Raw genomic sequence first — 21,109 nt, 5'->3', positions numbered from 1 at the left:
TAGCTGCTGCAATACCTTTAGACGTTCTTGGAACTCGGATTCAGATAGCAAATCATCGCGAAATAAGGTTCTTAGAAAATCTTCTGCGCTCATGTTTGATTTACGATTGTTCATTGCCTTGGTAGTAGCAACCAAGTTGTTGTAAGTATTTTTACCTTCAGGCCTAGAAACAACGTGATCCACGGTAAAATTTTCATCTGTTATTTTCTGCAATGAATAAAAACATCGATTACCTTCTCGTGCGCGGATTGCCTGCCGCAAGTTTGGTTCGGTGTAGAAGTCTAGCTCCTCAAGTGGGATTTTTGCTTCCATTTTTTCTTCGATTGCTTTGATAGAAGGTATCTCTGATGGAAATACCGCTTTTATCCTTAAGCCTGTTGGCGTTGAGTCTACAACCTTCAAGAAACCTTTGTCTTGAAGCGTATAGACCTTATCTCTCGTTGAAGAAATACCCATAGCGCCACCACGGCCACTTAAACCAAAGGCATTTGATTTTGCAGAACTCGAAATACTGACCAAGACATTTTCTTTATTTTCTAGTAAGGTGTGTCGAACCGCATACAGGTAGATTGATTGCTCAATCGTTTCCAATCTTGGGACTACATAATCAATATATTCTTTAAAGAATAGTTCTATATCCACATAGCTCTCCGAGATGGCTAACAGTAAATTCAAAAGCCTATGGCTTTATAACACAGAAACACTCAACTCCCTGACGTGGCTAAAAGCCTTTAGTGGCAAGTAGTTCAAGGGATTTTGAGTGGAGTTCAGTTGGGGACAAAACAAGCCACCTCCTTTGTGGAAAGACAAATCCGTTGGCCCATTGAATATAATCCATCCCCAATATAAATCAATGGGTTAGATTGACGTCTCCGGTATTAATAAAGCCACTGGCTTCTTAAAAAAGGGATTAAACAGGCTTGGATACAGCAAAAGCTATAAGATCTGATTAACAAGAGACCCCTCCGTGCTATCAGCCGTAAAAAAGACATCCTTTACAACCCATTAGGCCAGCCATTAGTATTACCAAACAACAAAAAATAAGTCATTGAATCAAAAGGTTATAATTTTTTAGTGTACAGTCCTCTCCTAGACCTTTTCTAGACGATAACACCTCTCTTTGGCTTTCGATTCAATTCCTGTTTCGGGAACCAAACCAGGTCAATCAGCACTTCCACTTTTGAAGTAATCTCAGCCACAGAGTAGACCTATCGGTAGATGACTAGCACACCAAAACTAGTACGTTTTGCTCGTACAATGTATAAGGTTCATCCAAACCAAAACAAGCAGAAAACCCTTTTATAACAGATAGTTAATATACTAGAATAAGGGATAAATCTAGGTAAACGTTTCCCGCCGCCTCCACCAAATAACTAAAAAAGCCACACCCTAGGGTGTGGCTTTTTTAGTTATTTGGACCAAAGAAAATACCCGAAGACTATACTCAACCCTGCCTTCTAGACATCAACAACCTTTGTAACTGTTTTCCTGGCACTCTTTAGCCAGTTGCTGCGCTTTTGCAATATCTGCCGGCGCCAGAGCTTGTGCCACTGTGTTACGTAACTCCATCGCTTTGGGGTGATCATTGGCTGCGGCCAGGTCTGCCCACATGTAGGCATGAACCGGGTCCAGGGAAACACCCTGCCCCAGGTTATACATCATGCCGAGGTTGAACTGCGCCTGCGCCAAGCCTTGTTCTGCGACCATGCGATACCACTTAGCCGCTTCCTGATAGTCCTGGTCGACGCCTTCGCCCTGGTAGTACATCATGCCGACATTGAACTGCGCGGGGGCCAGACCCTGATCCGCCGCCAGGCGGTACCATTTGACCGCTTCCTTGTAGTCCTGATCGACACCATCACCCTGGTAGAACATTACCCCGAGGGTAAACTGCGCATTGGCATGCCCTTGCCCTGCGGCCTGGTGAAAACTCTTGGCGGCCGTCTGATAGTCTCCTTCGAGATAAGAGGTCATCCCACGATAGAATTGCGATTGAGCCTTTTCCGCCGCAGATAATGCACGGGATTGATCCACCACAGCGGCAGTATTGTCACCGTTCCCGGCATCCGGTTCTTCAGTTTGCGCTGCATAGGCATTGCCTGAAACCCAGACAAACAAAGACAACCACAGAATTAATGACTTGATTGTGTGTTTCATGATGACCATCCGTTAAAACCAGCCCGCAACTACAACACACGCCCGCATGGCGAGCAACTGCAAGCAGGTACCGAGCTGTGGCTCCAATCCAGAATAAAAAAAGCCCCGCCATAAAACGGGGCTTTTTTATATTTAAATTAACGCAAACTTTCGTTGATCGCTTCCAGCGCCTTACTGCCCGGGCAAAGTACTTCCTCGTTCTGGTCGCGCAGAGGTTTTTCTACAGTACCGAGAATTTGATGCAGATCCTCGCAATCTGGGTCGAGGTATAAGAGACCTGTAAGGATCTCATTTTTTTCCTTGCACCGGTGGATGGCCTGAATGGCACTCAAGCGGTCATGTAAATCCAGGTCGCTATCGTTTTTGTAGAGGTGTATGACCGAGCCGTCGTGCAGGGTAACTTCCTGGGTAAAGCCCGGGTTATATTCCGCCATGATTTCCTTACGCACGGGAATAAAGTCGGTCTTGCCGGTGGCGGCAATATGGTCGCGAACAAACTCGTAACCTTTGGTGGAGTTTGGGTTGTTGTTGAATGTTACACAGGGCGACATCACATCGATCAGTGCGAAGCCGCAATGACTGATGGCAGCCTTGATTAATGGCACGAGCTGGTCTTTATCTCCTGAAAAACTTCGGGCGACAAATGTTGCACCCAACTCCAGTGCCAGGGTACAGAGATCGATCGGCTCAAACAGGTTAGGCGTGCCCTTTTTGCCAATTGAACCGATATCTGAAGTGGCGGAATCCTGACCTTTGGTCAAACCATAACAACCATTGTTTTCCACCAGATACAGCATATTGAGGTTGCGGCGAACCGCGTGGGCAAACTGCCCCATGCCAATTGAAGCAGTATCGCCGTCGCCGGAAACACCTATGTAAGTCAAATCACGGTTGGCGAGGTTGGCGCCAGTGGCAACAGAAGGCATCCGCCCATGTACCGAGTTAAACCCGTGAGATTTGCCTAAAAAATAGGTTGGCGTTTTGGATGAACAGCCAATGCCTGATATTTTTGCCACTTTATGTGGCTCAATCGCCAACTCGAAACAGGCCTGAATCACCGCAGCGCTGATGGAGTCGTGACCACAGCCGGCACAGAGTGTTGATATGGCCCCTTCGTAATCCTTTCTAGTGTAGCCCAGGTCGTTAACGGGCAAATCGGGATGACGGTATTCAGGTCGCATGTAAGTCATGCTTTAACCTCCCTGATAGCAGGCACCGGTCGGGTCGCTTTGCCACCCCCCAGAACGTGATCAATAATCCAGCGGGCAGTCACCGGCATACCGTCAAAACAACAAAGTGCTTTCAGCTTGTCAGGCGCTACCTCACATTCATTAATCAACAGGGTGCGCAGTTGCCCATCTCTGTTCTGTTCTACCACATATATCCGATCATGGTTTTCAAGAAAGGCATCGACATCTGCATTGAAAGGAAAACTTCTAATTCTCATGGCATCCAGATGAACACCCTGCTCGCTCAGGATATCCAAGGCCTCTTCCGCTGAAGCTTTGGTGGTGCCAAAGTAGATAATGCCATCGGTGGTCGCTTTAGCCGCAGGCCGTAATTCCGGTTTCGGCACATAACCTTTGGCCGTCTCCCACTTGACCAATAAGCGCTCCATATTATCCACGTATGCATCACTGCTTTCGGTGTAAACGGCATAGCGGTCACGTGAGGTGCCGCGTGTAAAAAACGCGCCTTTGGTGGGGTGGGTGCCGGGATAGGTTCGATAACAGATGCCATCATTATCTACATCCAGATAACGACCGTAACGCTCCTTCATGTTTTCCAGATCGGATTCTGATAGCACTTTGCCACGGTTGTAAGAGGTTGCATCATCCCATTCCAACGGCTCAGAAAAGTGTTCATTCATACCCAGATCCAGGTCATTCATGATAATCACCGGGGTCTGCAATTGATCCGCCAACTCAAAACTGGCGGCACCCATCTCAAAACATTCTTTTGGTGTCGAGGGGAACAAGAGCACGTGCTTGGTATCACCATGGGACGCATAGGCTGCCAATAAAACATCTGACTGCTGGGTTCGCGTGGGCATACCTGTGGAGGGGCCGGAACGCTGCACATCAATCAACACCGTCGGCACTTCGGCAAAATAGGCCAAACCCAGAAATTCATTCATCAGGGAGACACCCGGCCCTGACGTGGCGGTAAAGGCCCTGGCACCATTCCAGGAGGCGCCGACAACCACGCCAATTGCCGCCAGTTCATCTTCTGCCTGCACAATCGCGTAGTTACATTTACCGGAGCCGGGATCGACTCTCAGCCGCTTGGCATATTTTTCAAATTGCTCCACCACCGAGGTAGACGGTGTAATCGGATACCAGGCTGCAACAGTGGCACCACCATAGATGGCACCCAGCGCCAGGGCTTCGTTACCCTCCATCAAAATATGATTGTTAACCATAGCCCTGCGTTCTATACGAATTCCCAGGGGACAATCGAAATTTTTCCGCGCGTACTGATAACCCAGCTCAAGGGCATGTATATTCGGCGCGATCAGCTTTTCCTTGCCTTTGAACTGCTCGTGAATCAGGTTTTTCAGTACATCGAATTCCATATCCAGCAGCGCTGCTAATGCACCGATATAAATTACATTTTTAAACAGTTGCCTTTGGCGCTGGTCGGTATATTCACGCCGGGAAATATCCGTCAACGGTATTCCCAACAGGTTGATATCATCCCGGAGAAGTCCCGCGTCCAGCGGCTTGGTACTGTCGTAGAGGAAATAACCACCGGTGCTCACCAACTTAATATCTTGGGCGATGCTCTGGGGATTGATCGCCACCATGAGATCAACACCACCCCGCCGACCCAAGTAGCCCTTGTCGTTTACCCGCACCTCATACCAGGTGGGCAAGCCCTGAATGTTAGAGGGAAAGACATTCTTGGGGCTGACGGGTATGCCCATGCGAAAAATTGATTTGGCAAACAAATTGTTGGCACTGGCTGAACCCGTACCATTGGTGTTGGCAAAACAAACCACAAAATCATTGACCGATGTTATTTTTTGCATGCTGACGCGGCCTTGGTCACCTGATAATAGAACTGCTGCATATCCCAGGCTGCTGTGGGACATCGTTCCGCACAAAGCCCGCAGTGAAGACAAACATCCTCATCCTTCACCATCACTTTCCCGGTTTTGAGCTCCCCGGATACATAAAGCGCTTGTTCCACATTCACGGCCTTCACACGGATATTTTGCCGAAGCTCTTCCTCTTCGGCATTCTCTATGAAGTTGATGCAGTCCATGGGACAGATGTCGACACAGGCATCGCATTCAATACATTTGTCATCGGTGAATACCGTCTGCACATCACAGTTCAGGCAACGTTGTGCTTCCACAAAGGCTGTCTGCACATCGAATCCCAGCTCCACTTCCAGAGCACGGTTCTGGAGAGCGCTGGTCAGTTCCACCAGGGGGACAATTTTTCTGTCATCCGTGGTGATACCGTTATCGTAACTCCACTCGTGAATACCCATTTTCTGACTGACCAGGTTAGTGCTGGGTGGCAGCCTTTCCTCTACCTTTTGCCCATTGCAGAACAGGTCAATCGAGATGGCTGCCTGATGCCCCTGGGCAACGGCGGTAATAATATTTTTGGGCCCAAATGCCGCATCTCCACCAAAGAAAACATTTGAAAGGGATGACTGATAAGTCTGCGGATTCAGTACCGGCATACCCCAATCGTCGAACTCGATACCGATGTCTTTTTCGATCCAGGGAAATGCATTCTCCTGACCGATGGCTACCAACACAGCATCGCAGGGATACAACACAGGCTCTTCACCGGTGGGCACCAGGGATCGTTTGCCATGGTCATCGTAGACAGCGCAGACTTTCTCAAAACGCATACCCACTAATTTCCCACCTTCGTGGACAAACTCGAGAGGCACGTGATTGTCTATGATGGGAATGCCCTCGTGGGTGGCATCTTCTTTTTCCCACGGGGAGGCTTTCATTTCTTCGTAGGGGCTGCGAACAACGACCTTGACGTCTTCACCCCCCAGACGGCGGGCGGTTCGGCAGCAGTCCATCGCCGTATTACCACCACCCAACACAATCACGCGTTTGCCAATTGACTCCGTATGTTCAAAAGCCACGCTGGCCAGCCAATCAATGCCAATATGGATTGATTCATCAGCTTCCTGACGACCCGGCAGGTTAGCCAGATCCCGCCCGCGAGGGGCACCTGAACCCACAAAAACGGCATCGTATTTGTGATTCAGCAAGCCCTGGAGGCTGTCCACGTAGTGATTGAAGTGGGTCACGAGGCCCATATCGAGGATATAACCGACTTCCTCGTCCAATACGGATTCAGGCAGTCGAAATGACGGTATCTGGCTGCGCATAAAGCCACCGCCTTTCTTCTGCTCGTCGTAAATATGCAGCTCATAGCCGAGGGGCGCCAAATCTCTCGCCACAGTCAATGAAGCCGGGCCCGCACCCACCAACGCTATTTTTCGACCATTTTTAGTAGTCGGGATAACTGGCAAATGCGCTGAGATTTCATCTTTATGATCTGCCGCCACACGTTTTAAACGACAGATGGCAACCGGCTCTTCTTCGACTCGACCCCGGCGGCAGGCTGGTTCACAGGGGCGATCACAGGTACGACCCAACACACCGGGGAACACATTGGATTCCCAGTTGATCATGTAGGCTTCTGTGTATCGCTGCTGTGCGATCAGGCGAATATATTCAGGAACAGGAGTATGTGCTGGGCAGGCATACTGACAATCGACGACCCGGTGGAAATACTCTTTGTTTTTTATTATATCGGTTGGCTTCAAGTGGATTCCTCACCTAATACCAAACACTTTGGGACAACAATACTCGCTGACTTGGTCCTCTGCAACAACTATGACGACCCGAATGAAGGCCGTGTACCTAATTGAATCCCCGGCCTTACCAAACAACTTATTGAGATGTTCACGAGCACTTGCAGATCAACCGGGCTTGCCCAGTAAAGCCAGGAAAGTCATATGAATAACCAGCAGATGTTGCAACAAACCCTTTTCCTGCTGATTGACGCCCCAGTCATTGTGAGCCCATGTCAGGTCGGAAGAGCTGATCCCTGAGCTGAGTTTTTCAATCATCACATCATCCCTGCATAGGCTGGAAGACACCTCCTACTACATTGGACTAAAGCACCGTGGCACTTTGCCAGGCAGACTGCTTCAATGCTCTATAGTGAATCTATTGTCAGCCCGAGCAATTGCCATGTTTACCAAGACGTTTGCCAAGACCCGAATCATGCTGGCCGCACTGCTGGTATCACTTTGCGCCCAGGCGGAGGTGGAACTACCCGAAGAATTCCATGCCGCAGAACCGAAGATGCAGCTTTATCTGGCCTACGCAGAATTCAAAATGGCTCACTACGAGGTAGCCCGAGAGATGTGGCTGCACATTACCGGCAAGGGCAACGGCGAGGCAGCCTTCAATTTGGGCATCTTGTATGAACAGGGAATGGGCGTTGAAAAAGACCTGCTGGTAGCGAGGGACTACTATCTGCATGCGGCAGAAAAGGGCAGCCGTGCAGGGGCCTACCAAGTGGGGCTGATGCACATGAACCATCCCGAGCTGGTGAATGCTGAAACAGCGACCCACTGGCTGACCATCGCTGCGCTGGACGGCGACGAGGACGCGGCGGATATGCTGAAATCCATCAATATGGGTGGTGCTGCCGAGGATTCCCCCATGCTCAAGGTCCGGCAGTTGATCGCCAAGGGTGAAGTGGACCAGGCGCGGGAGTTATTGATCGAAATGGCAGAAGCCACTCCACCCAACTACGAAGCCGTCACACGGCTGGCCTGGCTGTATGAAACCGGGCTCGGCGTTGAGCAGGATATTGACCGCGCTGGGGAGTTGTTTAAAGTGGCCGCCGAGGGTGGCAATGCTGAGGCCCAATACGCGCTATCGGTGATGTACGAAACCGGCGTTGGGCAGCCCATGGACAAAGCACAATCCCGTCACTGGCTGCAGCTATCGGCAGATCAGAACTACCAGCCGGCGCTGGAAAAAAGGGGTGACAATCCGGCCGAAAACCCCTGATCTTTTGACAGCCCCGGTAATGAAATCCTTCTTCCGGTCACTACCTGCCGGGCAAGCCCAACGGTAAGGCGCAACATGCACGATCCACAACATCCTCCAGAATTCCAGCCCAAGGAGTTTTATATCCTGCTGGCGGGCGCAGCTCTGTTGCTGGTGGTGCACACGCTGGGACGGTTTATCTATACCCCCCTGCTGCCCTACTTTATCGGCGACGGTATGCTAACGCCGCAACAGGGCGCAGCCGTTGCCACATGGAACTACCTTGGCTATCTGCTGGGCGCACTACTGGCCATTCGCTGGCACAGCATTCCCCATATTCGCGTACTGTTACCACTTGCTCTCTGGACCCACGTGCTGACAACTCTGGCGCAAACACAACTGGTGGACCCTTCAGCATTGAGTATCACCCGCTGCCTCAACGGTATTGCCAACGGCGTGGTGTTTGTTCAGGTGCCAGCGCTGATTCTGGAATGGCTGGTAACACGCAATCGTGCTTCACTCAGTGGTCTTGTGTATCTCGGAGTTGGCGTGGGTCTGCTGTTATCCAGTGCGCTTGTCAGTGTCAGCCGGGACTGGCTGCACGGATCGGGACGCTGGTGGCCGGCGGCACTGTTCTCGCTGCCGCTGGTGTGGTGGGGAATCCGCCAGTTACTGGGACTGGAAATTCCCGTCACCAGTGAAGATGCAAACCACACCGAACGACCCACAAAAGGGCTGGTTAATCGTGCCAGCCTGCCACTGTTCCTTTCTTACGCTGGGGCAGGGTTGGGCTACATTCTGCCGATGACCTTTCTGCCACTGCTGGCCAGCCTGACCCTCTCCGCAGAGCACTGGCTCACCAATGGTTCCTGGCTGCTGGTGGCGTTGGCCACCATTCCCTCCCCATGGGTCTGGAATACACTGGGCTCCCTCATGGGAGACCTGCCAGCATTGCGATTGAATTTTGTGGTGCAGTTGTGCGGCGTGTTGGCAGCAGTGCTGATTGGCGGCACTTTCGGGATTATCTGCTGCGGATTGCTGGTGGGCGGCACGTTTCTCGGTACCGTATTGCTAACCCAGCGCATCGGGCGGGCACTGCAACCCCATCAGGGCCCCAAACTTTCAGCGGCCCTGGTGGCCCTTTACGGTCTGGCTCAGGTGGCTGGCCCTTGGCTGACCAAAATGTGGCTATCCTACGGCGGCACCCTCGGTGAGGCATTCGCTATCGGTGCCGCTGCCTTGGTGTTCGGTCTGCTGTTCAGCCTGCTCACGCGCCTGCCGACAACCCAATAACCTTTAGCGGAACAACACCCGCTGCGGAGTCAGATGTCTGTTATGGGTGGAGTAAAGGTCGCCGACTCCTGCCGGGTGTTGAGCGCACGGATGGGGTAGGGAATCACAATGCCCTCCTCGGCATAACGCTTGTGCAATGCCTTGATAAAGGCCGACTTTACCCAGAAGCGATTGAAGTACTCCTTGGCGCGTAGCATCACGGTAAAGTTGATGCTGGAATCTGCAAACGCCGTATACACCACAAAGGTCTCGTAATCATCCACGCCCCATTCATGGCTGACCAGAATCTCGCGCGCTACCTCCAGGGTCACACGCTCCACATGTTCCAGGTCTGAACTGTAGTGAACTCCCACTTCCACCGGCACCGACAGCTCTTTTTCCGGGTAGAAGTAATTGATGATCTTGGAATTGGACAGCTCACTGTTGGGCATAATGATGGTGTTGTTGGGCAGCATCCTGATCCAGGTGGAACGCCAGCCAATTTTATCCACAAACCCCTGCTCCCCGGATTCGATTTCAATAAAGTCTCCCACACGAATAGGCTTGTCGATCACCATTTGCACGCCGGAAAAAAAGTTTTCCAGCGTGGGTTGAAGTGCCAGCGCTACCGCCAGAGACGTAATCCCCAGAGACGCCACAATGGGCGTGACGGAGATGCCCAGTGTGCCCAGTAACACGAGGGCACCGATACAGATAATAATGCCCCGACTGATGCCCTTGAGAATGGTTTTACTGTTTTTGAAATTCTCATGCCGCTCAGCCTGTTCGCCGATAAACCCCATGGTGATACGGTCGACGAACAGGATAACGGCCATAATCAGTAGTATTTTGATCAGTGTATCGCCGTATGCCTGACCCGTATTTGCCAGTAATCCCGTGTAGTTGAGCAGCGCCTCGACAACCATTAACAGGCAGGCGACGGCAAACACTGTCAACGGCAGGGACAATGCATAAACCATTAGTGAGTCCAGCATATACCGGGTTTCACTGGTCAGTTTGCGCAGGCGGTGCATGATCAGCTTTTTCAGGATATAAAGGACCACAGCACTGATCACAACGCCAACTATCACGATGACCCAGGGTGTCAAAGCATCGTTCAGGTAATCGATTGAAAACATGGTCTTTCTCCCGCTGACAGATACCATCAGTGATGCAACATTCATACCTTCAAATGCAGAAGCCAACTCAACGGGATGGCAGGACTGCTCTCTGCTGCTCCGGACTTGCTATTTATACCCATGGGTATGATCATGCTGACCCATTCAGGTCACCCCGATTGTTGAGTACCCAGGACGTTGTATGCTGATTCCATTACTGGCCGTTATCGCAGGGCTGATTGTGCTGGTCTGGAGTGCCGACCAGTTTGTCGATGGCGCCGCTGGCACGGCGGGCCACTTCGGCATGCCGCCACTGCTGATCGGTATGGTGATCGTCGGTTTTGGTACGTCCGCACCGGAGATGGTGGTCTCGGCCCTCGCCGCCTCCCAGGGTAACCCGGGCATTGCACTGGGGAATGCCTACGGCTCTAACATCACTAATATTGCACTGATTCTTGGCCTGACGGCACTGATAAGCCCCATTGCGGTTCACTCTCAGGTGTTGCGCAAGGAACTGCCGATCCTTATTGCCCTTGCCGGGCTAGCGGCCTACCAACTCTGGGATGGTCATGTTTCCAGAACCGACGCATGGATATTATTAGGACTGTTTGCCTGCCTCATGGGTTGGACTATTCGCCAGGGGCTTCGCAATAAAACCGATGTACTGGGCAGTGAAGTGGCCGAAGAGCTGGCCGCACACCCGGTTGCGTTGTCAAAGTCGGTGTGGCAGTTGATTCTGGGGCTGGTATTACTGGTTGCCAGTTCAAGATTGCTGGTCTGGGGTGCAGTGGAAATTGCCCAGGGCCTGGGTGTCAGTGATATTGTCATCGGCCTGACCATCATTGCCATTGGCACATCTCTGCCGGAACTGGCCTCATCGCTGGCAGCCACCCGCAAGGGTGAGCACGACATTGCTCTGGGTAATGTGCTGGGCTCGAATATCTTTAATACTCTGGCGGTGGTGGGTATCGCTGGCGCCATTCATCCCATGTCAGTGGGGCCGGAAGTCCTTAGCCGAGACCTGCTGGTGATGACAGCCCTGACACTGCTGTTGTTTGTATTCTGCTATGGTTTCCGAGGACCGGGGCGAATCAACCGCCTTGAGGGGTTGGTGCTGTTGTCCTGTTATATCGGTTATATGGTCTATCTGGGCACCACCGTATTCGGCTAGTGCCTCACTGGCAAAAATGATCAATACCTTTACCGGGAAATGACTGTGCACAGACATGGCTTGGATGGTCTACATGACAATGTCCAAGCCTTTGTCTCCACCGGGTACCAGCTCCGACGTTCGCCCAAGCTTATTCACACCTTACCGAGAAGAAGTACTGTTTTTTAAGGAAGGCCTCTAGCCTGAAACGCAAGGCGGAGATTGTCGCACAACGCTTCCATGCATAAATCCATTGCGTATCGGACATAAAAAAGGCCGCCTAACTAGGCAGCCTTTTTAAATTTGGTGGGTCGTGCTGGATTCGAACCAGCGACCAATTGGTTAAAAGCCAACTGCTCTACCAACTGAGCTAACGACCCTTGGAAGAGGCGCATATCTTACTTATGGGCAATCAAAAATCAAGTATTTATTTCGAGAGAATATAACGGGTTGGATCTCCAACCCCAGCCTGTTCAAAACCAATTTTGCGCAGCCGGCAACTATCGCATTTTCCGCAGGCCAGTCCCGCTTCCGTGGCCTGGTAACAGGACACGGTTTGTGAGTAATCCACACCGGCTTGCATACCCAGTTGAATAATTTCTGCCTTGGTCAGATCAATCAGCGGTTTGTTTATGCGCAAGTAGCGACCTTCAACGCCCGCCTTGGTAGCGAGATTGGCCATATTCTCAAAAGCCTGGATGTATTCTGGCCGACAGTCCGGGTAGCCGGAGTAATCCACAGCATTCACACCAATAAAAATATCACTGGCCTCCAGCACCTCAGCCCAACCGAGGGCGATGGAAAGGAACACTGTGTTGCGGGCGGGCACATAGGTGACCGGGATACCACTGGTCTCTTCTTCTGGCACCAGAATGCTGTCATCGGTCAACGCAGAGCCGCCAATGGTTCGCAGATCCAGCTTAACCACCTTGTGCTGTTCTGCACCCAACTGCTCTGAACAGCGCTGAGCAGCCGCCAATTCCGCATGGGCACGCTGGCCGTAATCAAAACTGAGGGTAAAACAACGAAATCCCTGCTGACGGGCCATGGCAAGCACAGTCGTGGAATCTAGCCCCCCCGACACCAATACAACGGCTTTTCTATCTGTTTCATTCATTAATCAATGCCCCGGGGTATCGTTCCACAGCAGTTTGTGCAGTTGTAACTGAAATCTTACCGGCAGCCTGTCCTCCAGAATCCACTCCGCCAACTCTTTTCCCTGCAGTGAACCATGGCTCGGGGAGAACAGGATTTCCCCTACCCGCTCGGGCAGGGACAGCTCGTCCAGCTTTAATCTCGCCCACTCATAATCCTGACGATCACAGATCACAAATTTAATCTGGTCAGTAGTTTGTAATAACGAAAGGTTGTCGTACAGATTGCGATGGGCTTCCCCGGAAGCGGGGGTTTTCAGGTCCATAACCTTGACGACGCGAGGGTCAACGTCTGCCACAGACAACGCGCCAGCCGTTTCCAGCGACACGGCATAGCCACGATCACAAAGTGCCGTCAAAAGTTCGAGACAGGATTTCTGCGCCAACGGTTCACCCCCGGTGACACAAACCCGGGGCGTGGCAAAGACTGCCACCTCGTCGAGTATTTGCGTCAGGGTTTTGCGCTCACCGCCGTAAAAAGCGTATTCCGTATCGCAGTAATGGCAGCGCAATGGACAGCCAGTCAGACGCACAAATACCGTTGGCAGGCCAACGGTAGAGGATTCACCCTGCAGGGAGTGAAATATCTCGGTAATTTTTAGGGATGTCTGTTCCATGAAAGCTCGACTACGCGGCAGAAACCGCGCAGTTTAACGGAAAAAGCAGCAACAGGTCACAGCTAGAAATTTTCTCTGAGGTAGCTCTGCGCCAACTTGGCAGCGTTATCAGTGCCCGCAGCGGCTTTCTCAAGCAGGGACTTCGCTTTCGTGTTATCACCCATCAGGTGGTAAACCAACCCCAGCTTAAATGTGGCATCCGACGCTTTACGGTGTGCCGGGTAACTGGAGGTAACGGTATTGAACGATTGCCTGGCCTGTTCCAGGTTGTTCTGCAACAGGTAAATTTCACCCAGCCAATAGTGTGCATTGGCCGTGTAAGTGCCATTGGGATACTTCTCAACATGCTGTTTGAACAGTGCCGTGGCCTCTGCAGTCTTACCCGCTTTTAACGCATTGTAGGCGGCTGTGTAATCAGCCGCTTCGTTCCCTGATGCCGGGGTCGGCTTTACAGTGGGCGAGGTGGCAGCCGACGTGGTGGTAGTAGAAGCTGAATGGGCCGTGGGCGTGGTTTGGGTTTCTGTTGCACCGGCACTCATTCCGCTGAGACGGCGATCCAGGTCCATATAATCATCAAGCTGACGGGCTTTAAGCTGTTTAATATCATTGCTCAGCTCTTCGACCATACCCCGTAGAGTACGCACCTCATCCTGAAGCATCTGCAGCTGGTAATGGGGGTCACCCACCGCCGCTGGGGCAACCGGCTGTGGTGTCGGAGTCACAGGTACCGGAACGGGTATGGGGGGCGGGTTATAGGTGGACTCACTGCCAATTTCGGACACCGGAGCCGCAGCTTGGAGCGTAAGAGGAATGCAGGCAAATAGGAGAGTGCTGGCAATTAAAGCGCGCATGAGTCATACCCCGATGAGTTAAGCAGACCCTGATATGGACAAGCAGAATGTGCAGAAGTTGTTATGGGCTGAAACTTTCAGGAAAAATCCTGACAACTTAAAGCGTCCGGCGTGACAAGCACACCGGACGCCCTTCACAAAGCTGATAGCTTATTACTTCATTTCAACACGACGGTTCAGCGCCCATGAAGCTTCGTTGCTGCCCATAGCAGCCGGGCTTTCTTCACCGTAGCTGATCACTTCCATCACTGCTGCGTTCACACCTTCCTGGATCAGGAAATCACGAACAGAGTTAGCACGACGTTCACCCAGTGCCATGTTGTACTCGCGGGTTCCGCGCTCGTCCGCATGGCCTTCCAGACGAATGTTGACCGCTGGGTGGGCTTTCAGCCACTCGGCGTGCAGACGCAATGCAGCGCGCGATTCGGCATTCAATACTGCCTTATCGAACTCGAAGTAGAATACACGGGCTACTGCACTGTCTGTGCCCAAGGTAGTGCCACTTACGTCCTGTGTGCTAACTGTACCAGTGGTAACGGATTGGCTCGGCATGGTGGTAGATGCAGAAGCGTCTTCATCGCTACCAGTGGTAGAACAGCCCGACAACAGCGCTGCCATAAAAGAGATGATCGCGCCATATTTGAGCAGTTGTGTCTTCATTGTAATCTCCTGTAACTAAAAACAAGCTTGTTTATTTGGGTGACCAGGCAGGTTCTCGGACATCTCCGAACCTCGCTGGCAATAAAAATTTCACACCCGCATCCAGTGAAACAGCCGCCAGTACTCCCTTGTCGCCTTGTTTGGTGGCATACAAAAGCATAGCACCATTAGGGGCAACGGTTGGGGACTCATCCAGATACGTTTGTGTTAAAACTCGCAGGTCGCCCGTAACCAGATCCTGTGTTGCGATATGAAAGTTACCATTATCGCGGTGTACCATGACCAAAGTACGCCCATCAGGAGCAAGTCTTGGTCTGGCGTTGTACGACCCCGCAAAGGTTAAGCGTTCTACCCGTCCACTTGCAATGGCCAGTTTGTAAATTTGTGGTGTGCCCCCCCTATCCGACGTAAAAATCAGCGATTTTCCGTCCGGCGTCCAGTTTGGTTCGGTATCAATAGCGAAGTGACTGGTTACTCTGCTGAACTGGCGAGTAGTCAAATCAAAGGTGTAAATTTCCGGATTTCCGTCTTTGGAAAGGACCAGAGCCAGCTTGCGGCCATCCGGGGACCATGAAGGTGCTCCATTCAGCCCTTTGAAGTTAGTGAGCTGTTCGCGGGCGCCGGTGGCCAGGCGCTGCCTGAAAATGGCCGGTCTGCCGGTTTCAAATGACACATAAACCAGTTCACTGGCATCCGGGGACCAGGCAGGAGACATGATCGGCTGGCGGGATTCCAGCAACATACGCTCCCTGTGGCCGTCTGCATCTGACACCATCAGGCGGAAATTCATGCTGCCGTTCTTGGGATAGGCCGTGACATAAGCGACCCGGGTCGAAAAAGCGCCGGGTATTCCGGTGATGGCCTCATACACCTGATCGCTGATGTAGTGGGCCATGTCCCTGAACTGCGTCGATCCTCCATCCACCACTTTGGTAAAGACCGTGCGCCCGCCAGTGATTTCAACCAGGCTAAAGGTAATCCTGTAGCGACCAGCGTTTTCAACCACCTGTCCCACCACCAGATACTCGCTCCCGAGTATGCGCCAATCCCGGTAATACACCTCTTTAATAGTGGCGGGAAATGACAGCATATTCTGGCGCGGAATCGGGCTGAACAGACCGCTGCGCTGCAGGTCATTGGAGACAATATTGCTGACATCCTCCGGCAATGCACGCCCAGACTGGGTGATCGGAGGAATAGCAATACGCGTGGGGTTATCCACCCCCTGGGTAATCTCAATGGTGAACTCAGCCGCAGCCGGTGTCAGCCAAAACAGCGTGGTCAATGTAAGGGAAAGAACCAACCCTAATTTTTTGCTCACAGGTTATAACCTCAAATCATCTGGTCTGAATACCAGCGTCAAGCGACGAAAATACTTGTCGAACACCCTGGGATTCTCTATTTCTTTCAACTTCTCAAAACGGCCCACTTTATGTACCGCCTGCTCGGCAGAGCGGTCAAACGCGGAATTGCCACTGGAACGTACCACACTGACGCTGATGACCTGGCCGGTGGGAACCAGTTGTACCAGTAACTCAACCTCCATCTCTCGACGGGCGCTCGGTGGTCGGCTCCAGTTTGCCGCAATACGTTCAAAAATATAGTCATGGTAACTGGCCGCAATCTCTTCTTCATTCGATGCTGCCAAAAACTCTTCTTCCTCTGCCAGCGCGCTGGCCAGTTGCTGTTGCAACTGCTTTTTATCCGGCTCCGGTTTTGGAGCCAGCTTGGGTTCCGGTTTCGGCACCGGCTTGGGCTTCGGCGCTGGTTTTGGTGCCGGTTTTGGTGCCGGCTTGGGTTTCGGTTTTGGCGCAGGTTTCGCTACCGGCTTGGGCTTCGGTTTGGGCTTGGCGACAGGCTTAGGCTGCGGCTTGGCCTTTTGCTGCAACGTCATCAACTTAGCCTGCACATATTTGGGCGGCGCCACTTTGCGCTGTTTATGTTCCGGCTCCCAATGCCAGACCATGAGCATCACCACGCCAGCATGCAACAGCAGGCTGACAAGAATGGCGACTGTATATGTGGAGACTTTGCCCGAAAACACAGTGGTCAGTTTCTTCCAGGCGGCTCTGTCACCAACCCGACCGAAGGTGCCCCGGCTCCCTGCAGCTGGCTCATGAGTTGTACCACCGTGCCGTAATCCACGGCTTTATCCCCCCAAACCAGTACCGGGGTCTTGGGCTGCACACCCATCACCTTTTTGACCTTGTCGACAATCACATCCAGGGATTGTTGCTCATTCTGGCCATTACCCAGATCCAGGTAATAAGTGCCGTCTGCTTTAACGGAGACGATCAGCGGCTCCAGGTCTTTATCTTCCAGAGGGGCGGAGGGCGCTTGGGGCAACTCCACCTTAACTCCCTGCATCAGCAGCGGTGCGGTGACCATGAAGACAATCAGCAGTACCAGCATCACATCGATGTAAGGCACCACATTAATTTCTGCAACCAGGCGGCGTTTTTGCCGGGGACTTTTCATATTCAATCACCGTGAATGCGACGGTGGAGAATACTGGAGAATTCTTCGGCAAAGGTTTCGTAGCTACTGTAAATACTGTCTGCCGACGCCGAGTAACGGTTATAGGCCAGCACTGCGGGAATCGCGGCAAACAGCCCCATCGCCGTAGCAATCAACGCTTCGGAAATACCCGGAGCAACAGTTGCCAGGGTTGCCTGCTGTACGGTGGCCAGGCCACGAAATGCATTCATGATGCCCCAGACTGTACCAAACAGGCCGATGTAGGGGCTCACGGAAGCTACGCTGGCCAGAAAGGGCAAATTGCGATTGAGGCGCTCTTCTTCCCGAGATAGGGCCACGCGCATGGAACGCTCCGTGCCCTCCATGACAGTATCGGGATCGACGTGGCTCTTCTGTTGTGCCAGCCGGTTAAATTCACGGAAGCCTGCGCGGAACACACTGGACAGCCCTTCCACCGAGCCCTGCGCGCCGCAGTCATGGTAGAGCTGGTTAAGGTCGATACCGGACCAGAAGTTATCCTCGAACTTGCGCAGAGTGTGAGCGGCATTTCTCAAATACAGGCCGCGCTGGACAATCATGACCCACGAGACGATTGAAGCGAAGAACAACAGCAACATGACAAACTGCACCAGCAGCGTGGCATTGGCTATCAGACTCCAAAGGGATAAATGATCGTTCACCGGTTACTCCCGTCAGGTTATCAGAGTGCAGATTTGAGGGTCTGCATCATGTCTTCAGGAATGGCTACCGGGCGTTTGCTGTCGTGATCAATACAGGCTGCCCGCACGGTCCCTTCCACTAAAATTTGCTCGTCACGCTTTACCGTCTGGGCGATGGTAAAGGATGTTCTTGTCACGCCCACCAGCCGCGCAGTGGCAATGATTTGGTCGTCTAGCACCGCCGGAACACGATATTTCAATTCCACGGAATGCACCACGAACTGCATTCCATCGAACAAAGCCGGCTTGTCATACCCGAGGGTCCGCATCAGTTCGCTACGGGCACGTTCCAGGTATTTCAGGTAGTTGGCGTAGTAGACAATGCCACCCGCGTCGGTATCTTCCACGTAGACGCGAATGGGTAGACAATATTCTTTGGTCATTTATCCGTTAAATCCAATTGCCGGGGCAAATTATCCGGGCTCTGAAGTCCAAAATGTTCGTAAGCAAGAGCCGTCACCATGCGGCCACGGGGCGTTCTGGTGATGTAACCCTGCTGTATCAAATAGGGTTCCAGAACATCCTCGATGGTATCCCGCTCTTCACTGATTGCCGCTGCGATGCTATCGACACCCACCGGCCCACCGGCGAACTTTTCCATGATGGCCAACAATAGGCGGCGGTCCATATGATCAAACCCTTTGCCATCGACATTCAGCATGTTCAGAGCCTGGTCTGCCACATCAGCAGTGATGTTGCCGTCCGCTTTCATTTCCGCGAAATCCCTGACCCGCCGCAACAGGCGATTTGCAATACGCGGCGTACCCCGTGAACGGCGCGCAATTTCAGCGGCACCCGGCTTGTCCAGGCTGACACCGAGAATTCCCGCCGAGCGATATACAATCTGGCTCAGCTCCTCCACCGAATAGAACTCGAGCCGCTGCACAATGCCAAAACGATCCCGCAGTGGGGAGGTCAACAGACCCGCCCGGGTGGTCGCTCCAACCAGGGTAAAGGGCGGCAGGTCGAGCTTGATAGAACGGGCCGCCGGACCTTCACCAATCATGATATCCAGCTGGTAATCTTCCATGGCCGGGTAGATCACTTCTTCCACCACCGGGCTGAGGCGGTGAATTTCATCAATAAACAGCACATCCCCCGGTTCCAGATTGGTCATCAACGCCACCAGGTCTCCAGCACGCTCCAGCACCGGCCCCGATGTGGTTTTCAGGGCAACACCGAGTTCATTGGCAATGATATGTGCCAGGGTTGTTTTGCCCAGCCCCGGGGGACCAAACACCAGGGTATGATCCAGAGGTTCGCCGCGATTACGGGCAGCACCGATGAAGATTTCGAGCTGGTCGCGCACAGCCTGCTGGCCGACATAATCGGCAAGGCTCAAAGGGCGAATAGCGCGGTCAAAACGATCTTCCTGAACGGAAGCTTCGGGGGAAATCAGACGGTCTGTTTCGATCATAGCGGCCAGTATATCTTGCTGGGCTTAGCTTTTAACCATGCTTTTTAGTGCCAGACGAATCAATTCCTGACTACTTTGCCCTTCCGTGGCTACAGCAGCGACCATGCGCGATGCTTCCTGCGGTTTATAGCCAAGGGACGTCAGCGCACTCTCCGCTTCAAGAACCGCGTCGGGCTGCTGTGCAAGTGTTGCGGTAGAGGCAACCGGCATATCTTTCGTGGCAAAACTTTGCAGGCGATCACGCATTTCAACAATCAATCGCTCAGCGGTTTTCTTGCCGACGCCAGGCAATCTAACCAGACCCGCCACATCGTTATTCTGAACGCCTTTGACAAACTCGCTGGCGGTCATGCCGGAAAGAATGGCCAGTGCCAGTTTTGGCCCCACACCGCTGACCTTGATCAGGTGTCGAAACAATTCTCGCTCACTCTGCTCACCAAACCCGAAGAGCTGATGGGCATCTTCGCGCACTACCAGATGCGTATGCAGCACCACGGTTTCACCCTGTGGGGGCAGGTCAAAAAACGTCGTCAGGGAAACCTGAACCTCATAGCCGACACCCTGCACATCAATGAGCAACTCCTGTGCCTGACGCTCCAGCAACACACCGCTGATACGGCCGATCATTTCACCGGACTCCCCTGCTCACAGCCTACTCCAGGCATGGACTTGATACGACCCCGGGAATACTGAATCCCTCCGGATAACCCGGAGGCTGTGCCCAGCGTTCTGGCATGACAGAGGGCAACCGCCAGGGCGTCGGCAGCATCCTCGGCTGGCGCGGCAGACAGTTTGAGCAGACGTGTCACCATAAACTGCACCTGCGACTTGTTGGCCGCTCCTGTGCCCACAACGGACTGCTTGACCAGACGAGCAGCATACTCGGCCACACTCAAGCCAGCATTGGTGCCAGCCGCTATGGCGGCGCCCCGTGCCTGACCCAGCTTTAACGCAGCTCTGGGATCTCGGGCCAGAAAAATATCTTCCACGGCCATGGTGGTAGGGCGATATTCGGAAATCAGGGTACTCAGACTGTCGAAGATAATTTTCAGCCGCTCGGGAAGGGCGCCTTCGGGCAAACGGATAATACCGCTGGTGATGTATTCAGCTTTTGCACCAACGGCGTTAATGATGCCAAAACCGGTCTTTCGGGAACCGGGGTCAATGCCGAGTATCAGGGTCATGCCATTCCACCAACATACTGTATATTGCTACAGTATCCTACTGATGCAAAATTACAAGCCCTGTTCAGCCACTTGCCCCGCCAAAAATAAAAAAGGCGGCCACTGGGGCCGCCCGATCAAACCGCAAAACGTTACTCAGCTTTGGGTTCTTCATCTTCTGCAGCAGGTGCTTCTTCGGCAGGTGCTTCTTCGGCAGGTGCTTCTTCGGCAGGTGCTTCTTCGGCAGGTGCTTCTTCGGCAGGTGCTTCTTCGGCAGGTGCTTCTTCGGCAGGTGCTTCTTCGG

General features: G+C 52.6%; 22 protein-coding genes and 1 tRNA gene. 3 read left to right on the top strand and 20 right to left on the bottom strand.

Going from position 1 to position 21,109, the window contains the following annotated elements; translation table 11 throughout:
• The 6 genes from ACYZYZ_RS06995 to ACYZYZ_RS06970 all read right to left on the bottom strand — a co-directional run.
• Positions 1-642 (bottom strand): HNH endonuclease (locus ACYZYZ_RS06995; RefSeq protein WP_461483747.1); only part of this gene is annotated, 642 nt, incomplete at its 3' end.
• An 822-nt stretch (positions 643-1,464) separates the two neighbouring features.
• Positions 1,465-2,157, bottom strand: a complete 693-nt coding sequence (locus ACYZYZ_RS06990) for a tetratricopeptide repeat protein (protein WP_461483746.1) — start codon at positions 2,155-2,157, stop codon at positions 1,465-1,467.
• Positions 2,158-2,294: 137 nt separating this feature from the next.
• On the bottom strand, positions 2,295-3,347 hold the full coding sequence (locus ACYZYZ_RS06985) for a 2-oxoacid:ferredoxin oxidoreductase subunit beta (protein ID WP_461483745.1): 1,053 nt from the start codon (positions 3,345-3,347) through the stop codon (positions 2,295-2,297).
• Positions 3,344-5,188: a 2-oxoacid:acceptor oxidoreductase subunit alpha gene (locus tag ACYZYZ_RS06980; RefSeq protein ID WP_461483744.1), complete on the bottom strand. Its 1,845-nt coding sequence runs from the start codon at positions 5,186-5,188 to the stop codon at positions 3,344-3,346. The genes ACYZYZ_RS06985 and ACYZYZ_RS06980 overlap by 4 nt, the downstream gene beginning before the upstream one ends.
• On the bottom strand, positions 5,176-6,966 hold the full coding sequence (locus ACYZYZ_RS06975; protein WP_461483743.1) for an FAD-dependent oxidoreductase: 1,791 nt from the start codon (positions 6,964-6,966) through the stop codon (positions 5,176-5,178). The genes ACYZYZ_RS06980 and ACYZYZ_RS06975 overlap by 13 nt, the downstream gene beginning before the upstream one ends.
• A 156-nt stretch (positions 6,967-7,122) precedes the next feature.
• Entirely contained in the window at positions 7,123-7,272 is a 150-nt protein-coding gene (locus ACYZYZ_RS06970; RefSeq protein WP_461483742.1) for a hypothetical protein, read from the bottom strand.
• A 124-nt stretch (positions 7,273-7,396) separates the two neighbouring features.
• Here ACYZYZ_RS06970 and ACYZYZ_RS06965 point away from each other — a divergent pair, with 124 nt between their 5' ends.
• A complete protein-coding gene (locus ACYZYZ_RS06965; RefSeq protein WP_461483741.1) occupies positions 7,397-8,227 on the top strand; it encodes a tetratricopeptide repeat protein in 831 nt (276 codons plus the stop codon).
• 75 nt (positions 8,228-8,302) lie between these two features.
• A complete protein-coding gene (locus ACYZYZ_RS06960) occupies positions 8,303-9,499 on the top strand; it encodes a YbfB/YjiJ family MFS transporter (RefSeq protein ID WP_461483740.1) in 1,197 nt (398 codons plus the stop codon).
• A 29-nt stretch (positions 9,500-9,528) separates the two neighbouring features.
• Here ACYZYZ_RS06960 and ACYZYZ_RS06955 read toward each other — a convergent pair whose 3' ends face one another.
• Positions 9,529-10,617, bottom strand: a complete 1,089-nt coding sequence (locus ACYZYZ_RS06955; RefSeq protein WP_461483739.1) for a mechanosensitive ion channel family protein — start codon at positions 10,615-10,617, stop codon at positions 9,529-9,531.
• Positions 10,618-10,798: 181 nt separating this feature from the next.
• On the opposite strand from ACYZYZ_RS06955, the gene ACYZYZ_RS06950 reads away from it, so the two are divergent.
• On the top strand, positions 10,799-11,767 hold the full coding sequence (locus ACYZYZ_RS06950; RefSeq protein ID WP_305170110.1) for a calcium/sodium antiporter: 969 nt from the start codon (positions 10,799-10,801) through the stop codon (positions 11,765-11,767).
• Between the two features lie 283 nt (positions 11,768-12,050).
• Here the strand turns inward: ACYZYZ_RS06950 and ACYZYZ_RS06945 are convergent.
• The 13 genes from ACYZYZ_RS06945 to ruvC all read right to left on the bottom strand — a co-directional run bounded on the left by ACYZYZ_RS06945 (position 12,051) and on the right by ruvC (position 20,826).
• Positions 12,051-12,126 (bottom strand) — tRNA-Lys (locus tag ACYZYZ_RS06945).
• Between the two features lie 47 nt (positions 12,127-12,173).
• Positions 12,174-12,863: a 7-cyano-7-deazaguanine synthase QueC gene (gene queC / locus ACYZYZ_RS06940; RefSeq protein WP_461483738.1), complete on the bottom strand. Its 690-nt coding sequence runs from the start codon at positions 12,861-12,863 to the stop codon at positions 12,174-12,176.
• Positions 12,864-12,866: 3 nt separating this feature from the next.
• A complete protein-coding gene (gene queE / locus ACYZYZ_RS06935) occupies positions 12,867-13,517 on the bottom strand; it encodes a 7-carboxy-7-deazaguanine synthase QueE (RefSeq protein WP_461483737.1) in 651 nt (216 codons plus the stop codon).
• 62 nt (positions 13,518-13,579) lie between these two features.
• Positions 13,580-14,368, bottom strand: coding sequence for a tol-pal system protein YbgF (gene ybgF, locus ACYZYZ_RS06930; protein WP_461483736.1), 789 nt, complete (start codon positions 14,366-14,368; stop codon positions 13,580-13,582).
• A 153-nt stretch (positions 14,369-14,521) separates the two neighbouring features.
• On the bottom strand, positions 14,522-15,028 hold the full coding sequence (gene pal / locus ACYZYZ_RS06925) for a peptidoglycan-associated lipoprotein Pal (protein WP_305170105.1): 507 nt from the start codon (positions 15,026-15,028) through the stop codon (positions 14,522-14,524).
• A gap of 31 nt (positions 15,029-15,059) precedes the next feature.
• The gene (gene tolB, locus ACYZYZ_RS06920) at positions 15,060-16,349 is read right to left on the bottom strand and encodes a Tol-Pal system beta propeller repeat protein TolB (RefSeq protein ID WP_439651645.1); all 1,290 of its coding nucleotides are present in this window, start codon (positions 16,347-16,349) and stop codon (positions 15,060-15,062) included.
• Between the two features lie 3 nt (positions 16,350-16,352).
• Complete coding sequence (locus ACYZYZ_RS06915) at positions 16,353-17,072, bottom strand: TonB family protein (RefSeq protein ID WP_461483735.1); 720 nt, start codon at positions 17,070-17,072, stop codon at positions 16,353-16,355.
• Between the two features lie 5 nt (positions 17,073-17,077).
• Positions 17,078-17,506: a protein TolR gene (gene tolR / locus ACYZYZ_RS06910; RefSeq protein ID WP_305170103.1), complete on the bottom strand. Its 429-nt coding sequence runs from the start codon at positions 17,504-17,506 to the stop codon at positions 17,078-17,080.
• A 2-nt stretch (positions 17,507-17,508) separates the two neighbouring features.
• The gene (gene tolQ / locus ACYZYZ_RS06905) at positions 17,509-18,186 is read right to left on the bottom strand and encodes a protein TolQ (protein ID WP_305170102.1); all 678 of its coding nucleotides are present in this window, start codon (positions 18,184-18,186) and stop codon (positions 17,509-17,511) included.
• Positions 18,187-18,206: 20 nt separating this feature from the next.
• On the bottom strand, positions 18,207-18,608 hold the full coding sequence (gene ybgC / locus ACYZYZ_RS06900; protein WP_461483734.1) for a tol-pal system-associated acyl-CoA thioesterase: 402 nt from the start codon (positions 18,606-18,608) through the stop codon (positions 18,207-18,209).
• Complete coding sequence (gene ruvB, locus ACYZYZ_RS06895; protein WP_305170100.1) at positions 18,605-19,642, bottom strand: Holliday junction branch migration DNA helicase RuvB; 1,038 nt, start codon at positions 19,640-19,642, stop codon at positions 18,605-18,607. Before ruvB ends, ybgC begins: the two co-directional genes overlap by 4 nt.
• Positions 19,643-19,666: 24 nt before the next feature.
• Complete coding sequence (gene ruvA / locus ACYZYZ_RS06890; protein WP_461483733.1) at positions 19,667-20,269, bottom strand: Holliday junction branch migration protein RuvA; 603 nt, start codon at positions 20,267-20,269, stop codon at positions 19,667-19,669.
• On the bottom strand, positions 20,266-20,826 hold the full coding sequence (ruvC, locus tag ACYZYZ_RS06885; protein ID WP_461483732.1) for a crossover junction endodeoxyribonuclease RuvC: 561 nt from the start codon (positions 20,824-20,826) through the stop codon (positions 20,266-20,268). The genes ruvA and ruvC overlap by 4 nt, the downstream gene beginning before the upstream one ends.
• Positions 20,827-21,109: the final 283 nt, after the last annotated feature.

This window comes from Porticoccus sp., assembly GCA_023261185.1.
Lineage (GTDB): Bacteria > Pseudomonadota > Gammaproteobacteria > Pseudomonadales > Porticoccaceae > Porticoccus > Porticoccus litoralis.
Note: the sequence above shows the minus strand (reverse complement) of the source record. Positions and strands in the feature narration are given on the sequence as shown.

Bases quoted from the DNA above. Each gene is read 5' to 3' on its own strand.
- ACYZYZ_RS06990 (WP_461483746.1), bottom strand. From the start codon at position 2,157: ATGAAACACACAATCAAGTCATTAATTCTGTGGTTGTCTTTGTTTGTC.
- ACYZYZ_RS06985 (WP_461483745.1), bottom strand. From the start codon at position 3,347: ATGACTTACATGCGACCTGAATACCGTCATCCCGATTTGCCCGTTAAC.
- ACYZYZ_RS06980 (WP_461483744.1), bottom strand. From the start codon at position 5,188: ATGCAAAAAATAACATCGGTCAATGATTTTGTGGTTTGTTTTGCCAAC.
- ACYZYZ_RS06970 (WP_461483742.1), bottom strand. From the start codon at position 7,272: ATGATTGAAAAACTCAGCTCAGGGATCAGCTCTTCCGACCTGACATGG.
- ACYZYZ_RS06965 (WP_461483741.1), top strand. From the start codon at position 7,397: ATGTTTACCAAGACGTTTGCCAAGACCCGAATCATGCTGGCCGCACTG.
- ACYZYZ_RS06960 (WP_461483740.1), top strand. From the start codon at position 8,303: ATGCACGATCCACAACATCCTCCAGAATTCCAGCCCAAGGAGTTTTAT.
- ACYZYZ_RS06955 (WP_461483739.1), bottom strand. From the start codon at position 10,617: ATGTTTTCAATCGATTACCTGAACGATGCTTTGACACCCTGGGTCATC.
- ACYZYZ_RS06950 (WP_305170110.1), top strand. From the start codon at position 10,799: ATGCTGATTCCATTACTGGCCGTTATCGCAGGGCTGATTGTGCTGGTC.
- queC (WP_461483738.1), bottom strand. From the start codon at position 12,863: ATGAATGAAACAGATAGAAAAGCCGTTGTATTGGTGTCGGGGGGGCTA.
- queE (WP_461483737.1), bottom strand. From the start codon at position 13,517: ATGGAACAGACATCCCTAAAAATTACCGAGATATTTCACTCCCTGCAG.
- ybgF (WP_461483736.1), bottom strand. From the start codon at position 14,368: ATGCGCGCTTTAATTGCCAGCACTCTCCTATTTGCCTGCATTCCTCTT.
- pal (WP_305170105.1), bottom strand. From the start codon at position 15,028: ATGAAGACACAACTGCTCAAATATGGCGCGATCATCTCTTTTATGGCA.
- tolR (WP_305170103.1), bottom strand. From the start codon at position 17,506: ATGAAAAGTCCCCGGCAAAAACGCCGCCTGGTTGCAGAAATTAATGTG.
- ybgC (WP_461483734.1), bottom strand. From the start codon at position 18,608: ATGACCAAAGAATATTGTCTACCCATTCGCGTCTACGTGGAAGATACC.
- ruvB (WP_305170100.1), bottom strand. From the start codon at position 19,642: ATGATCGAAACAGACCGTCTGATTTCCCCCGAAGCTTCCGTTCAGGAA.
- ruvA (WP_461483733.1), bottom strand. From the start codon at position 20,269: ATGATCGGCCGTATCAGCGGTGTGTTGCTGGAGCGTCAGGCACAGGAG.
- ruvC (WP_461483732.1), bottom strand. From the start codon at position 20,826: ATGACCCTGATACTCGGCATTGACCCCGGTTCCCGAAAGACCGGTTTT.